The sequence below is a fragment of the Macrococcus armenti genome (assembly GCF_020097135.1).
Taxonomy (GTDB): Bacteria; Bacillota; Bacilli; order Staphylococcales; family Staphylococcaceae; genus Macrococcoides; species Macrococcoides armenti.
The window spans coordinates 582,283-598,575 of record NZ_CP083608.1; the positions used below are offsets into that span (position 1 = coordinate 582,283).

The 16,293-nt window shown below is 35.1% G+C and carries 18 protein-coding genes; 15 read left to right on the forward strand and 3 right to left on the reverse strand.

What is annotated here, in order from left to right:
• The first annotated feature begins 8 nt into the window (after window positions 1–8).
• The 6 genes from sufC to LAU42_RS03195 all read left to right on the forward strand — a co-directional run bounded on the left by sufC (window position 9) and on the right by LAU42_RS03195 (window position 6,300).
• A complete protein-coding gene (gene sufC / locus LAU42_RS03170) occupies window positions 9–785 on the forward strand; it encodes a Fe-S cluster assembly ATPase SufC (protein ID WP_224184245.1) in 777 nt (258 codons plus the stop codon).
• Between the two features lie 31 nt (window positions 786–816).
• On the forward strand, window positions 817–2,121 hold the full coding sequence (gene sufD, locus LAU42_RS03175) for a Fe-S cluster assembly protein SufD (protein ID WP_224184246.1): 1,305 nt from the start codon (window positions 817–819) through the stop codon (window positions 2,119–2,121).
• Window positions 2,122–2,145: 24 nt separating this feature from the next.
• Window positions 2,146–3,381: a cysteine desulfurase gene (locus LAU42_RS03180; RefSeq protein WP_224184247.1), complete on the forward strand. Its 1,236-nt coding sequence runs from the start codon at window positions 2,146–2,148 to the stop codon at window positions 3,379–3,381.
• Window positions 3,371–3,835, forward strand: coding sequence for a Fe-S cluster assembly sulfur transfer protein SufU (gene sufU / locus LAU42_RS03185; RefSeq protein ID WP_224184248.1), 465 nt, complete (start codon window positions 3,371–3,373; stop codon window positions 3,833–3,835). The genes LAU42_RS03180 and sufU overlap by 11 nt, the downstream gene beginning before the upstream one ends.
• A gap of 21 nt (window positions 3,836–3,856) precedes the next feature.
• Window positions 3,857–5,254: a Fe-S cluster assembly protein SufB gene (gene sufB, locus LAU42_RS03190; protein ID WP_086042075.1), complete on the forward strand. Its 1,398-nt coding sequence runs from the start codon at window positions 3,857–3,859 to the stop codon at window positions 5,252–5,254.
• Window positions 5,255–5,373: 119 nt separating this feature from the next.
• A complete protein-coding gene (locus LAU42_RS03195) occupies window positions 5,374–6,300 on the forward strand; it encodes a magnesium transporter CorA family protein (protein WP_224184249.1) in 927 nt (308 codons plus the stop codon).
• A gap of 32 nt (window positions 6,301–6,332) precedes the next feature.
• Here the strand turns inward: LAU42_RS03195 and LAU42_RS03200 are convergent, their stop codons facing one another.
• Both LAU42_RS03200 and LAU42_RS03205 read right to left on the reverse strand, forming a co-directional pair.
• On the reverse strand, window positions 6,333–7,097 hold the full coding sequence (locus tag LAU42_RS03200) for an ABC transporter permease (protein ID WP_224184250.1): 765 nt from the start codon (window positions 7,095–7,097) through the stop codon (window positions 6,333–6,335).
• Entirely contained in the window at window positions 7,094–7,810 is a 717-nt protein-coding gene (locus LAU42_RS03205) for an ABC transporter ATP-binding protein (protein WP_224184251.1), read from the reverse strand. Before LAU42_RS03205 ends, LAU42_RS03200 begins: the two co-directional genes overlap by 4 nt.
• A gap of 71 nt (window positions 7,811–7,881) precedes the next feature.
• On the opposite strand from LAU42_RS03205, the gene LAU42_RS03210 reads away from it, so the two are divergent.
• From LAU42_RS03210 to LAU42_RS03240, 7 genes are all read left to right on the forward strand, one after another.
• Complete coding sequence (locus LAU42_RS03210; protein ID WP_224184252.1) at window positions 7,882–8,730, forward strand: DUF72 domain-containing protein; 849 nt, start codon at window positions 7,882–7,884, stop codon at window positions 8,728–8,730.
• An 11-nt stretch (window positions 8,731–8,741) separates the two neighbouring features.
• Entirely contained in the window at window positions 8,742–9,575 is an 834-nt protein-coding gene (locus tag LAU42_RS03215) for a sulfite exporter TauE/SafE family protein (protein ID WP_224184253.1), read from the forward strand.
• Window positions 9,576–9,587: 12 nt separating this feature from the next.
• Complete coding sequence (locus LAU42_RS03220; RefSeq protein ID WP_224184254.1) at window positions 9,588–10,904, forward strand: bifunctional metallophosphatase/5'-nucleotidase; 1,317 nt, start codon at window positions 9,588–9,590, stop codon at window positions 10,902–10,904.
• A gap of 86 nt (window positions 10,905–10,990) precedes the next feature.
• Window positions 10,991–11,905: a lipoyl synthase gene (gene lipA, locus LAU42_RS03225; RefSeq protein WP_224184255.1), complete on the forward strand. Its 915-nt coding sequence runs from the start codon at window positions 10,991–10,993 to the stop codon at window positions 11,903–11,905.
• A 10-nt stretch (window positions 11,906–11,915) separates the two neighbouring features.
• Window positions 11,916–12,368 carry a YutD family protein gene (locus tag LAU42_RS03230; protein ID WP_224184725.1) on the forward strand — a complete coding sequence of 151 codons (453 nt, stop codon included), beginning with the start codon at window positions 11,916–11,918 and terminating at the stop codon, window positions 12,366–12,368.
• A 73-nt stretch (window positions 12,369–12,441) separates the two neighbouring features.
• A complete protein-coding gene (locus tag LAU42_RS03235; RefSeq protein ID WP_224184256.1) occupies window positions 12,442–13,401 on the forward strand; it encodes a serine hydrolase domain-containing protein in 960 nt (319 codons plus the stop codon).
• Window positions 13,402–13,472: 71 nt separating this feature from the next.
• On the forward strand, window positions 13,473–14,564 hold the full coding sequence (locus LAU42_RS03240) for a serine hydrolase domain-containing protein (RefSeq protein ID WP_224184257.1): 1,092 nt from the start codon (window positions 13,473–13,475) through the stop codon (window positions 14,562–14,564).
• A gap of 38 nt (window positions 14,565–14,602) precedes the next feature.
• Here the strand turns inward: LAU42_RS03240 and LAU42_RS03245 are convergent, their stop codons facing one another.
• Window positions 14,603–14,866, reverse strand: coding sequence for a DUF3055 domain-containing protein (locus LAU42_RS03245; RefSeq protein WP_224184258.1), 264 nt, complete (start codon window positions 14,864–14,866; stop codon window positions 14,603–14,605).
• 83 nt (window positions 14,867–14,949) lie between these two features.
• On the opposite strand from LAU42_RS03245, the gene LAU42_RS03250 reads away from it, so the two are divergent.
• Window positions 14,950–15,387: a DUF86 domain-containing protein gene (locus LAU42_RS03250; protein ID WP_224184259.1), complete on the forward strand. Its 438-nt coding sequence runs from the start codon at window positions 14,950–14,952 to the stop codon at window positions 15,385–15,387.
• Complete coding sequence (locus tag LAU42_RS03255) at window positions 15,374–16,153, forward strand: TIGR01457 family HAD-type hydrolase (RefSeq protein ID WP_224184260.1); 780 nt, start codon at window positions 15,374–15,376, stop codon at window positions 16,151–16,153. Before LAU42_RS03250 ends, LAU42_RS03255 begins: the two co-directional genes overlap by 14 nt.
• Window positions 16,154–16,293: the final 140 nt, after the last annotated feature.

The window sequence follows — 16,293 nt, forward strand, 5'->3', positions numbered from 1 at the left end:
AAATCAATATGGTATCTGTATTAGAAATTAAAGACTTACACGTTGAGATAGAAGGAAAGGAAATCTTAAAAGGTGTGAACTTAACAATTAAGTCAAACGAAGTTCACGCTATTATGGGACCTAACGGTACTGGTAAATCAACTTTATCAGCTGCAATTATGGGTCATCCTAAATACACAGTAACACAAGGTGAAGTATTACTTGATGGTGAGAATGTATTAGAGATGGAAGTTGACGAACGTGCTCAAGCTGGTTTATTCCTTGCAATGCAATACCCTTCTGAAATTTCAGGTGTTACAAACGCTGACTTCTTACGTTCTGCAATTAATGCGAAACGCGGAGAAGGTAATGAAATTAACTTAATGCAATTCATCAAGAAATTAGATAAAAACATGGAGTTTTTAGAAATGGATCTTGATATGGCGCAACGTTACTTAAACGAAGGTTTCTCAGGTGGAGAAAAGAAACGTAACGAAATTCTTCAATTAATGATGTTAGAGCCAAAGTTCGCAGTATTAGATGAGATTGACTCTGGTCTTGATATCGATGCCCTTAAAGTTGTATCTAAAGGTATTAACGAAATGCGTGGAGAAAACTTTGGTTGCTTAATTATTACGCACTACCAACGTTTATTAAACTATATTACTCCAGACCATGTACACGTTATGATGCAAGGTCGCGTTGTGAAGTCAGGTGGAGCAGAATTAGCGCAACGTCTTGAAAAAGAAGGTTATGACTGGATCAAACAAGAATTAAATATTCAAGATGAAACTGTAGAAGCATAAACCTGATTAATCATAATAGGAGGATAAATTCATGAGCAATACGATAGATTTTACACAGGAAATATTAGCGGATCTTTCAGCAGCGCGTAAAGAACCATCATGGATGGTGTCATTACGTCAGGATGCACTGAATAAATTAAATACAATCGAAATGCCAAAACCTGATAAAACAAAGCTTGATAAATGGAATTTTGATGTTCATCATAAAGTAATCGAAAGTGAAACGTATGCGACAAAAGCTGATTTACCTGAATCAGTTAAAGCATTAATTGATATTGATAATACGCATAACTTAATCGTTCAGCACAACAATACACCGGCATTTATTGAAGTTGAAGCTTCACTTAAGTCTCAAGGTGTGATTATTACTGACATTCAAACTGCAGTCGCTGAACATAGTGATTTAGTTGAAAAGTATTATATGACAGATGCAGTGAAAGTGGATGAGCATCGTTTAACAGCATTACATGCGGCAATGATGAATGGCGGAGTATTCATCTATGTACCTCGTAATGTAGTTATTGAACATCCAGTTCAGTACATCGTGTTACATGACAATGAAGAAGCGAACTTATTCAACCACGTTGTCATCGTTGCAGATGAAAGTTCAGAAGTAACTTACGTTGAAAACTACTTATCTGGCGTTACAGCAGCAAAAGGTCAGCTTAACATCATTTCAGAAGTTATCGCTAAAGATAACGCGAAAGTAAACTACGGTGCAGTTGACTTCTTAAATAAAGATTTAGTTGGACATGTAATTCGTCGTGGTATCGCAAGCCGTGACGCTGTCATTGACTGGGCATTAGGTTTAATGAACGATGGCGATACAATTCATGATAATACGACATACTTAATGGGTGATGACTCTAAGAGTAACCTTAAAATTGTAGTTGTCGGTCGCGGTTCACAAAAGCTAAACTTTACATCACAGATTATTCAGTACGGTAAACGTTCTGAAGGACATATTTTAAAACATGGTGTTATGAAAGATAGCGCATCATCAATCTTTAACGGGATCGGATACATTAAGCATGGTGGAACGAAAGCGGATGCACAACAGGAATCACGTGTATTAATGTTATCTGAAAAAGCACGTGGAGATGCTAACCCAATTCTTTTAATTGATGAAGATGATGTAACAGCAGGACACGCAGCTTCAGTTGGTCGTGTTGATCCGATGCAGCTATTCTATTTAATGAGTCGTGGTATTTCTAAACAAGAAGCAGAACGTCTTGTCATTCACGGATTCTTAGCTCCTGTTGTTAATGAATTACCGATTGAAGCAGTTAAGAAACAATTAACAGAAGTAATTGAGTCTAAAGTTACAGGTAAATAAATACGTTTGAAAGGTCTTGATAGTGTGACCAATTTAAATATAGAAAAAATTAGAAATGATTTCCCGATTCTTTCAGAAGTAATCAATGATAGACCACTCGTTTATCTTGATTCTTCTGCAACGAGTCAGAAGCCAAAGTGCGTTATCGATAAAACAGTAGAATATTATACGCATATGAACGCAAACGTTCACCGTGGTGTGCATACACTCGGTACACGTGCAACGGATGGTTATGAAGGGGCGCGTGAGACCGTACGTAACTTCATTAATGCTAAGTACTTCGAAGAAATTATTTTCACGCGTGGGACAACAACAGCACTCAACTTAGTTGCACATAGTTTTGGCGATTTAGTTGTTGAAAGTGGCGATGAAATTCTTATTACTGAAATGGAGCACCATGCAAATTTAGTACCTTGGCAGCAACTTGCAAAGCGTAAAGGTGCGATATTAAAGTACATTCCACTTAATGCAGATGGTACTATTTCTATTGAATCTGTTGAAGCAACACTGTCTGACAAAACGAAGATTGTATCGATGACACATGTTTCAAACGTGTTAGGTACAATTAATGATATTAAAGCAATTACTGAAAAAGTACATGCACGTGGTGCATACATGGTAGTAGACGGAGCGCAGTCTATTCCACATATGAAAGTTGATGTACAAGACTTAGGGTGTGACTTCTTTGCATTCAGTGGTCACAAAATGTGTGGACCGACTGGTATTGGTGCATTATACGGCAAAAAAGCATTGATGGATAAGATGGAACCGATTGAATTCGGTGGCGATATGATTGATTTTGTTGGATTACAGGATTCTACATGGACAGAACTGCCAACGAAATTTGAAGCTGGTACACCATTAATCGCAGAAGCAGTCGGTCTAGCAGAAGCAATTAAGTATTTAGAAGCGATTGGAATGGATAACATTCTTGAATACGAACATGAATTAACAGCATATGCATATGAACAAATGTCTGCAATTGAAGGATTAGAAATTTATGGACCTACTGCTGATAAACGTGCAGGTCTCATAACGTTTAATCTGGAAGGTGTACACCCGCACGATTTAGCGACTGCACTGGACAGTCATGGTATTGCAGTACGTGCAGGTCATCACTGTGCACAACCGCTTATGAAGTGGTTAGGCCAATCATCTACAGCACGTGCAAGCTTCTACATCTATAACACGAAAGAAGAAATCGATCAGCTTGTTACAAGTTTGAAAGAAACGAAGGAGTTTTTCAGTTATGAGTTTTAATAATTTAGATCAATTATATCGTTCAGTCATTATGGACCATTACAAAAACCCTCGTAATAAAGGTGTTATTGAAGATGGTACATTAACGATAGATATGAATAACCCAACTTGTGGTGACAGAATTCGTTTAACTTTAAATGTTGTCGATGAAATCGTTGAAGATGTTAAGTTTGATGGAGAAGGCTGTTCAATTTCTATGTCGAGTGCATCGATGATGACTGAAGCAATTAAAGGTAAATCGATTCATGAAGCATTAAATATGAGCGATGAGTTTTCAAAGATGATGCTTGGTGAAGATTATACATTTGATGAAGATGCAGGAGACATTGAAGCGTTGTCTGGTGTGGCAAAGTTCCCGGCACGTATTAAATGTGCAACACTTGCATGGAAAGCTTTAGAACGTGGTACAAAAGATAATAATGATACACATGTCAGTGAAGAGATAAACGAATAATAATAAAAGGAGTGACGTCAATTGGCAAAAAAAGCACCTGAAGTTGGAGATTACAAATATGGTTTCCACGATAAAGACGTATCGATTTTCCGTTCTGAAAGAGGATTAACTGAGGATATCGTACGTGAAATTTCAAAGATGAAAGAAGAACCACAGTGGATGTTAGACTTCCGCTTAAAATCATTAAAACAGTTCTATAAAATGCCGATGCCTACTTGGGGTGGAGATTTATCAGAACTTAACTTCGATGAGATTACGTATTACGTAAAACCATCTGAGCATACAGAGCGTTCATGGGATGAAGTACCTGAAGAAATTAAACAGACGTTTGATAAATTAGGTATTCCAGAAGCTGAACAGAAATATCTTGCAGGGGTATCAGCACAATATGAATCTGAAGTTGTTTACCATAACATGCAGGAAGATTTAGAAGAACAAGGTATTATCTTTAAAGATACGGATTCAGCATTACGTGAAAACGAAGATATCTTCAAAGAACACTTTGCATCAGTAATTCCACCTGCAGATAATAAATTCGCAGCGTTAAACTCAGCAGTATGGTCTGGTGGATCATTCATTTACGTACCTAAAAACGTAAAACTTGAAACACCACTTCAAGCATACTTCCGTATTAACTCTGAGAATATGGGTCAGTTTGAGCGTACATTAATTATCGTTGATGAAGGCGCAAGTGTACACTACGTTGAAGGTTGTACAGCTCCGGTATATACGACAAATTCATTACACTCAGCAGTCGTTGAAATCATCGTTAAAAAAGATGCATACTGCCGTTATACAACGATTCAGAACTGGGCAAACAACGTATTTAACTTAGTTACGAAACGTACTTTCGTTTATGAGAATGGTACGATGGAATGGATTGATGGAAACATCGGTTCTAAACTTACAATGAAATACCCTGCATGTTACTTATTAGGAGAAGGTGCACGTGGTATGACATTATCAATCGCATTAGCAGGACGTGGACAAGTTCAGGATGCTGGAGCGAAGATGATGCATATGGCACCGAATACTTCTTCTACAATTGTTTCGAAATCAATTTCAAAACAAGGTGGTAAAGTAGTATACCGTGGTATCGTTCACTTCGGACGTAAAGCAACAGGTGCACGTTCAAATATCGAATGTGATACTTTAATTATGGATAATGAATCAACTTCTGATACAATTCCATATAACGAAATGTTAAATGATAACATTTCATTAGAACACGAAGCGAAAGTTTCAAAAGTATCTGAAGAACAATTATTCTATTTAATGAGTCGTGGTATTTCTGAAGAAGAAGCGACTGAAATGATTGTAATGGGCTTCATTGAGCCATTCACGAAAGAATTACCAATGGAATATGCAGTTGAGATGAACCGTCTGATTAAGTTCGAAATGGAAGGCTCGATTGGATAATCTTCATATTTAAAAAGATTGGGTTAATCCCAATCTTTTTTATTTTTTCTAATTATCTATAGATTTTATATGGAAGTTATTATAAGATTTTAATGTTAATGTATCACGGAGGTGGGCAAATGATTACTACATATATTAATTCAGAAGAAGGCACAATTATTAAAGCAGAGAAGTACTATACGAACAACTGGGTTAACCTTGTCATGCCTTCCCGTGAAGAAATGGAAGAAGTTGCGGAAGCATTTGATTTTCCAATCGAATTTCTTGAGGATCCACTAGATCCTGAAGAAGGTGCACGTATTGAATATGACGAAGATTCTAACAGCACGTTAGTTATTACAGATTTTCCGGTGCTTGATAAAAATATTAGACAGACAGAATCTTATATTACTGTGCCGATCGGTATCATATTAAGCAAAGGATATATCATTACAATTTGTTCAAGAGAGCATGATCTATTTAATAAAATTGTAAATTTAACATTTGATTTGCGAATGAAATCAAGATTTTTACTTGAAGTGATGCTTACAGTAGCGACGAAATATAACAATACGCTAAAGAAAATCAATCGCGAGCGAATTAAGATAGAAGCGAATTTAAGACATTCTTTAACGAATAAACAGCTATATGAATTAATGGAAATTGAGAAAAGTTTAGTATATTTTTTAACGTCACTTACTGCAAACGGTGATACGATAAAGAAGATTTTCAGATCGCGTTCTTTAAAACTATATGAAGAAGATAAAGAATTGCTGGAAGATTTAATGATTGAAAACACGCAGGCATTAAATACGACTGAACTTTATACACGTATCCTTGAAAGTATTACAGGTTCATATTCATCATTAATTGCAAATGAAATGAATAATATTATGCGTGTATTAACGTTGTTTACAGTATTTTTAACAATTCCGACACTTGTATTCAGCTTCTTCGGAATGAACGTAGATTTACCTAAATTAACGTGGTATGGTACGATAGGCGTTGCACTAACGTTGATGCTTTTAACGTTTATAACTTTATATAAAAGAAAGATGTTTAAATAAAAGCGTTCTGGAAAATTGTCCAGAACGCTTTTTTACTCAGTCTTATAATACTTTCCGATATATTGCGCACGTGTATTAAACAGCGTTGGATAACTTAAAAATCCTACAAGAACGCTCGATAATGTTGCCGCTGTCATAAGCAGAAAGATAATTAATAATTGAAGTTGTGCTGCAACGAGTGGGTCTGCACCGCCGATAATTTGACCGCTCATCATGCCGGGCAGTTGTACAAGGCCCATCGTTTTTGTACTTTCAATCGTTGGTATCATAGAGTTTTTAATGCTCGTCATTAAAACTTGATGAATTGCCTGTTTCGGTGTGCCCCCAAGTGATAGAATTAATTCAATCTGTTCATCATTCTGGTCTAATTCACTTAAAAATCGATTTAAGAAAAGGAGAGATAAAACCATGGCATTACCGATCATCATACCGCTAATTGGAATGATGTATCTCGGTTCAAAAGGAATGATATTAAAACTTGTTAATATTCCGATTGTTAATGCTTCAACGATAATAAGTGTTAACACGATTTTCCACGTAATGCCTTTAATGCCTTCGCCTTTTTTAATGATATTCTGTGTGGCTGCAGTTATCATCAGTAAAATCATTAACAACATATAAATCGGATGATTACCATCGAATACGAAAGTGAGGATATATCCGATGATCATCAGCTGGATTGTACTGCGTACTGCTGCAATGATGATATCTTTTTCAAGACCTAACTTTAATACACTACTCATGACGAGCGGTATAATTACGAATATAAATGCGAGTGTTATTTGAAAATATGTCATTCGATTTCTCCTTCTAAAAATGCTCTCAGTACTTCATGTTCAGTCGTTTCAAGTTCATTTGAATGTCCTGATATAACAAATTGACCGTCTTTTAACATACAGTATTCATCTGTTATTCGCTTTGCCTGTTCTACATCATGCGTAATCCAGATGATTGTTACATGAAACGTATCGCATATTTGTCTGATCAATGCTTCTACTTCTTTTACACTCGCTGGGTCGAGACTTGAAGTGATTTCATCAAGCAGTAATACTTCAGGTTTATTGACGAGCGTTCGAGCGATAGACAGACGCTGCCTCTGTCCTCCGGATAATGATTTAACATCAGTGACGAGCGAAATGTTATCAAGGTTTACTTGCTGCAGAAGTTTTAAGGCGTCATTTTTATTTAATGTATCATTAAAAATAATGCGCGGTAAGTTTAAATTGTCATATACAGTCCCTTGTATCATTGGTGCACTTTGAAGTGCCATTCCGATTTGCTTTTTTAACGCTACTAAATTAAATGTGTCGATTGCTTTGTCATCAATATAAATATTGCCACTGCTCGGACTTCTCAGACCATTAATTAATTTCAGGAGCGTCGTCTTACCCGCACCAGATGGACCGATGAGTGCAGTAATCTTACCGGATTGGAATGTAGTTGTTACATCTTTTAATATATATTTATCGTTTATATTAAAATCGATATTTTCTAATTTTATTTCTGTCATAATAACTCCTTATAAGTTTAGTTTAGTTTTGTTTTTAATCGTTTATGATAATATTGTAAATAGGTGATAATATGATTTATATAGGATTAACAGGTTGGGGAGATCATGATTTATTATATGAAGATTTAACGAATAAATCGGATAAATTATTTCATTACGCTGCACATTTTCCTATCGTTGAATTGGATGCGACTTACTATTCGCTCCAGCCTGAACGCAATATTCGCAAATGGATAAATGAAACCCCGGATAATTTTAAGTTCATCGTTAAAATTCATCAAGCCTTAACAGGGCATAATGATATTAGCAAGTTTGCACCGAGTAAAGAAGTTTTGATCAGTCAGTTCAGACAAATGGTGGAACCACTATTTAAAGTGGGTAAACTCGGCTGTGTACTCATTCAGTTTCCCCCATGGTATGAATGTTCTACTATTAATATTAACTATATTATATATTTAAAACAACATCTTCGCCCTTTGCCATTATGTATCGAATTCAGGCATGATAGCTGGTTTACGGATGAAATGAAAGAACATACGCTGAATTTTCTGTATGACCAGGGGCTCATACATTCAGTTTGTGACGAACCACAGGCAGGACATGGTTCAATTCCTTTCGTCAATCGTGTAACGCATGAAGTAGCATTGATGCGACTGCACGGCAGAAATGTTGCAGGTTGGACGAAGAAAGATTTAACAGATGATGAGTGGCGGGACGTAAGATATTTATATGATTATAATGATAAGGAGCTGAAATCTATCGCGCAGTCATTACAAATTCTTGATTATAAAGCGAAAGATGTCTACTGCTTATTTAACAACAACTCTGGGGGACATGCCGCGAAATGTGCAAAGCGCATGTGCGAACTATTAAATATTGAATATACAGGACTCAATCATAAGCAACTGAAATTATTTTAGGAAGTGAACGTATGACTATACAGGCAATCGTAATACTCATTATACTCGGACTATTTTCAAGCATTATCGGTGCAATCGTCGGTATCGGTGGTGGTATTATTATCGTTCCGACTTTGATTTATTTAGGTATTGATGCAGGCATAATAGATGGCATTACACCTCAGAAAGCAATCGGTACTTCAACAGTAATCCTTATTTCAACAGGGCTTACAGCAGCAATTGGATATATGAAAAACAAACAGGCAGACTTAAAGAATGCGTTAATCTTTATGATTGGTATTATACCTGGAGCGCTTATAGGTGCACATTTAAGTCAGTATTTAACGTTACATAGTTTCAACTTATACTTCGGAATATTTCTCATTATTATGAGTATCGTTTTGTTAGTCCGCGATAAGATTAAGCCGATTAAATTATTTCAGAGTGCTGCGCATATGAAAACATTTACAGATGCTGAAGGCAAAACGTATGAATATAGTATCGCACCTATCCCGGCAATTATTGCGACATTTTTTGTAGGGTGTTTAACAGGTCTGTTCGGAATCGGTGGTGGTGCACTGATGACACCGCTAATGATCATTGTATTTCGTTTTCCACCACATATTGCTGTCGGTACGAGTATGATTATGATATTTGTATCAAGTATTACTGGTGCAGTAAGCCATATGGTACAAGGAAATATTATTTGGATTTATGCCATCATATTAATATTGGCTAGTTTTATCGGTGCGAAACTTGGTGTTACAATTAATAAACGAATGAAATCATCTTCAGTCGTAACGATGTTAAGAGTTATACTGATGTTATTAGGAATGTATCTCATCATTAAAAGTCTGATTAGTTAGGGGTGGAACGATATGGAAGTAAAGTTATTTCATACGAATGATATACATAGTTATTTATCGAATTATCATAAAATTGCACGCTATATTAATGATCGCAGGACGGAGCACCCACACATGCTTTATATGGATCTTGGCGATCATGTGGACAGAAGTCACCCTTTAACAGAAGCAACGCTCGGAAAAGCAAATGTGAAATTACTTAATGATGCACAAGTAGATGTTGTAACAATTGGAAATAATGAAGGTATAACGCTGGATCATGAGTCTTTTAATCAGTTATATTCGGATGCAACATTTCCTGTCACTTGCTGTAATTTGTTTGATATGTCGGGCAACTTACCAGATAACATCAGATCTTCTGTAATACTTGAAAAGCATGGAATTAAATACGGTATTGTTGGCGCTACTGCAGAATTTACGCCGTTTTATAAAGCGTTAGGGTGGGATGTTACTGACCCGATGTCCGCAATTATCCGTGAAATTCATACATTACATGAACACGTAGATGTTGTAATAGTTCTCAGCCATCTCGGGAAGTTTTTTGATCGTCAACTTGCTGAAGCATGTCCTGAAATTGATATTATTTTAGGTGCACATACGCATCATTACTTTCTACAAGGCGAAGTCGTAAATGGCGTATTAATTGGTGCTGCCGGAAGATATGGTGAATATATCGGAGAGATGACGTTAACATTTGAAGGGACTACATTAATTTGTAAATCGGCTAGGCTTATCGATACGAATGACTTACGTAATACCGATGAAGATTATTATGAGATGGGCGCTAATTTATTAAAAACTAAAATTTCAACAGAGCAGCTCATGTTGCCAAGAAGACTTTATAGTGCATCATATACAACGCATTTATTACTTGAAGCATTAATGAAATTTACTGAAGGCGACTGTGCATTAATCAATTCAGGATTAATTGTACAAGGATATGAAGGAAATAACTTTACATATTATGACTTGCATACGATGTTACCTCACCCGATTAATCCTGTGAAAATTACGCTAACAGGACGTGAATTGAAGGAGATTATTAACATGAGTATGCATCACGATCATCGTGATGAGATTGTTAAAGGTTTTGGATTTAGAGGGGACTTGTTTGGGATGTATGTATGGCGCAATATCGGTTTCATACAGTCACAGCAACGTTATTTTATTGGTACAGAAGAAATTAATAACCATAGAAAGTATAAACTTGCGACGCTCGATATGTATACGTTCGGACGATTTTTCCCACAATTTACGCAAAATGAAAAACGTTATTACATGCCGGAATTTTTAAGAGATATTATGGAAACAGCAATTAAGAATTTATAATACAAAAGTTGAATTTAACAAATTGACAATAATCGCATGTTGTATATATGTTATAATAGAAGCATTAGAAATTTGGAGGGATTAGTTTGGCGACAAAGAATGAAGAAATACTAAGAAAACCCGAATGGTTAAAAATTAAACTTAATACAAATAAGAGCTATACAGGCTTAAAGAAAATGATGCGTGAGCATAATTTAAATACAGTATGTGAAGAAGCAAAATGTCCGAACATCCATGAGTGCTGGGCTGAGCGTAAAACTGCAACAATTATGATATTAGGTGCAATTTGTACACGTGCATGTCGCTTCTGTGCAGTAAAAACAGGTTTACCGAACGAACTCGACTTAAATGAGCCGGAACGTGTAGCCGAATCAGTGCGTTTAATGAACTTGAAACACGTTGTAATTACAGCAGTTGCACGTGACGATTTAAAAGACGGCGGGGCACATGTATACGCTGAAACAATTCGCAAAGTTCGTGAAGTAAATCCATATACGACGATTGAAGTATTACCTTCAGACATGGGCGGAAGCATCGAAAACTGGGAAACTTTAATGGCAGCAAAACCGGATATTTTAAACCATAATATCGAAACGGTTAGACGATTAACGCCGAGAGTTCGTGCGCGTGCAACATATGACCGTTCATTAGAAGTATTGCGCCGTTCAAAAGAACTTTATCCAGACATTCCGACGAAATCAAGTTTAATGGTAGGACTTGGAGAAACAACTGAAGAGATATATGAAGTAATGGATGATTTACGTGCAAACGGTGTAGATATTATGACAATCGGTCAATATTTACAACCAAGCCGTAAACATTTAAAAGTTCAGAAGTACTATACACCATTAGAATTTGGTAAATTACGTAAAGTTGCGATGGAAAAAGGATTCAAACATTGTCAGGCTGGTCCGATGGTACGAAGTTCTTACCATGCAGATGAGCAGGTAAATGAAGCAGCGAAAGAAAAACATCGTTTAGGTGAGCTTTCTAATAAGTAGGTGGCATATGATTATACAGACAGGACAACATTACTTTGAAGTAATAGAGAATCATAGAGATGCATTTAATCAGGAAATGTTTGATCACCGCTATTCAGAAATATTAGATCGTTATCCTTATATCGTTGGTGATATCGGATATGAACAATTAAGATTACGTGGATTTTTCGATGATAATAAGAAAGGCGCAGACGTAAATAAGCGATTTTCTACGATACAGGACTACTTATTAGAATACTGTAATTTTGGATGTGCTTATTTTGTACTCCGACGATTAAATGAGCATGAAATCGTGCAGCATTTCGGAGCAGACGTCATAATTTCATCAGATGATACGACAGAACTTGATGTGAAAGAGACAGAAAGTATTGCAGATGAAAATATCGAACTTGAAATAATAGAAGAAACAGAAACGACTGTTGTTATATCTGAAGATAAAACATTCAAATACTTTCAAAAGTAAATAAAACTTTAAGTCGGATGATTCGGAAAATTATATTTTCTTTAAATCATTCGACTTTTTTAGTGAGGGAATAATGATGCGTATTACGCTTAATAAACGATTTAACCAAAAATTAAAGTTTCATCCTGTTCATGAAATTGATGAATATTTATTATCTGTCCACTTTAATGGGCAAATAAGAATACGCAATGACGAAAAAGTGATCATGCATGAAAGTTATGGATATAAGAACTTAAGTTTTGATCCTATCACGTATGATACACAATTTTTAAGTGCATCTATACAGAAATTTATTACAGGCATTATTATTGAACAGTTAATTGATGAACAAAAATTAAACCGAACAGATCGTGTAGCACGATATATTCCGCATATTGCCTCACATATATTAATAGAAGATTTACTACTTCATATTAGTGGGCTTACCCGGTATAAAGTATATAAAGATATACATGGACTGGACGAAGCGGTAAGTTTGATCGAGATGTGTGGAGCGACATTACCGTATCACAAGTTTGATTATAATGACGCAAATTTTATATTACTCGCAAAAATAATAGAACTTGTCGAAAAAACACCGTTCAGAACAGTTATATACGACAGAATAATCGACAAGTATCAACTCGAACATAGTTGTTTTTATGATGAAACGTATGATGCGACGACGGGCATCCATCAGTACGGTGAAATATTAATAGAGGACTGGCATAGTGATCTGGATAAGTATTATGGTGCTGGGAATATGTATATGTCACTGAAAGATATTGATACATTAAGTCAATCATTTGCGCGTTACAATATATTTAATATGGACAAGACGAAAGAAATTGTTTCGCCAGATAGGTTTCAGAAGCAGAAGTACAGAAGCGGAATATCATTGCGTGACAATTTTTTAAGAATTAGAGGTACGCTTTATGCACATGACGTTGTCGCGTATTTTAATGAATGTACATTTATAGCAGTAGCGACGAACCGTGAAAGTGATTTGTATAAGGCAGAAGATATACTACGACAAATAATTGACACAAAATAATTTTTACTAATAATTGACAATAAACTTTGGAAGGTATAAATTTTTAATATCAAAATATTAAAGAGGTCTATATGAAAAAGTTTATCGTTGTAATACTTATTGTTGCATTATGGGGAGGATTGTTCTATCAATTAATTGGTAAAGAAAATAGACAGTTGAATACAATCTCTCAACTATCAGCACTGTCATATAAAGAATGGTTAAAAACGAGTTACAAAAATACACTAAAAAAGCAAGTTGATGCATTAATAAAAAAGCATCATTATAACGGAACTGTATATGTGACATATCATAATGAGACATTGATTGATAAATCTTATGGGTTCAAAGATGCTGCACAGACTGAACCATTCGACAAAAACAGTATGTACTTAATCGGTTCGAGTCAAAAATTAATTACAGGAATTATTACGAAGCAGCTCGTTGATAGTGGAAAAATAGATGTGAATGCACCAGTTCAGAATTATGTTACAAATTTTATTTATCCAGACATAAAAATAAAAGATTTAATTCTTCATCGCTCAGGTTTAGTAAAATTCAAGAATAGAAATAGTAATCATGGATTAGATGCATCGATTGATGAGATTAATCAGTATGGTTTAGGAAATGTTCCGATTGGGTCATTCTTATATAATGATGCAAACTATATTGTTCTTGCGAAAGTAATTGAGAATGTAACAGGAAAGACATATAAACAAAATGTTGAACAACGTATTTTTAAAAAATTTCATTTAAAGGAATCTGCATTTTTCGATGATATAAAGTTAAAACCTTACTTTGTTAAAGGCTTAAAATTTATTAATAACACATGGCAAATTTCAGAAGCAAGAGGTCTTGATAAGTTTTATGGTGCTGGCAATATTTATATGTCCCCGAAAGATATGGGAGTTTTATTAAATGATTTAATGCAATATAAAGTTCTGAATAAAAATCAGTTAGATTCTATATCAACTCCGATAATATTTAATACAGATTCAGCATATCGCTACGGAATGTATTTAAAAAATGGATACTACAGAACAAGAGGATACTTTTTTGGAACAGATTTTGTATGTTTATTCAATCATCATAAAGTCGTAGTAATAGCAACGAATAAACAGATAGATAAAGAAATTCCGAATAATGAAAAACTTGCACGAGAAATTTTTAAATTACTAAAATAAACAAGCGCGAATGATAATTTAATATCATTCGCGCTTGTTTATAAAATTACATCATACAAAAAGCTTTTAATTTCCATTGCGTCATTTTCACTAACACCAAGTGCGTGTTCAATGTACCCAGGTTCTTCGAGGTCATCACGACCGATAATCCCAAATTTATTAGACTGTGTATTCAGTACGATTGTTTTACCGTAATGTCTGTCTGTCTGAACTAACGTTAAATCATGTCTTGAGTCGCCTACGAAACTAACAAAACGAACTTTTGCCTGTTCTTCATCATCATATAAAAATAAATCTATCACTTCATCACCTCATTTATTATTAGTATACATTGAAGTGCAGATAAATTCAAAATTTGATAAACTTATTAATGGAGGTGAGTATTATGTATTTCGTAGATAGAGATGAATTAAATAACAAACTGGATTATATTGAAAACTTATCAAAAAACCTTGAGACGAGTGAAACATTTGCATTAGAGCGTATTGCACATATGTTAATTGAGAGTGTTGTAGATGTCGGGAATATGATAATAGACGGCTTTATTATGCGTGACCCTGGAAGTTATAAAGATGTGCTCGATATATTAGAGATGGAGATAGTTATTCCGTCACGTGATGCAGACATGATGCGAGATACATTGAAGTACAGACAATGGTTCGTAAGAGAATATACGCATATCGATCACGTTGAAGTGAAACGAGCATTTATGGACAACATCGAAAGTTATCAAAACTTCAAGATGAATGTAAATACATTTATTAATAATGAATTAGGACCGGTATCAGCATTTGGAAAGGGTGGCAAAGTTGAAGAAGTATAAAGGATATTTACTTGATCTGGATGGTACGATGTATGCAGGAACACGTGTCATTGAAGGTGCAAAAGAATTTATTGAATATTTGTCGAATCATAACTTACCATATTTATTTGTGACGAATAATGCTTCAAAGCGCCCGGATGAAGTCGCTGAAAAATTAACGCAGATGGGATTTGTTGCAACAGCTGATAATGTTGTAACGAGCGCGATGGCAACAGCAAGCTATATTGCAGCTGAAAGTCCTGGTGCTACTGTTTATGTTATTGGTGGAACTGGGATTAGACAAGCACTTACGGATGAGGGGTTAGTCATTAAAGACTCAGAACATGTAGATTATGTAGTCATAGGTTTAGATGTCGATATTAATTATGAAAAATTATCGACAGCATGTCTTGCAGTTCGAAACGGTGCGAAGTTTATTTCGACAAATCCTGATACGTCTATTCCGACAGAACGTGGATTTTTACCGGGGAATGGCGCAATCACGAGTGTAATCACAGTGTCGACAGGTGTTGAACCAAAGTTTATCGGTAAACCGATGGAAACAATTATGAATAAAGCGGTAGACATCATAAAACTTCCGAAAGAAGAGATTGTTATGATCGGTGATTTATATATGACTGACATTATGAGTGGTATAAATGCTGGCATTGATACACTTCATGTTCAAACAGGTGTGAGTACATATGAACAAGTTATGGCAGAACAAGTACCACCGACGTATAGTGTTAAAAACTTAATGGAAGTCATTAATTTATATGAACAATAAATAATAGCGAGATAGTTTAAATACTATCTCTTTTTTTGTGTCTAAATTATGAATAGGAAATTTATTGATTTTAATGGAAAAAAAGAGTAATATCATTTGGTATACTAATAAAAATTTATTAATATAAAATTAATATTTGA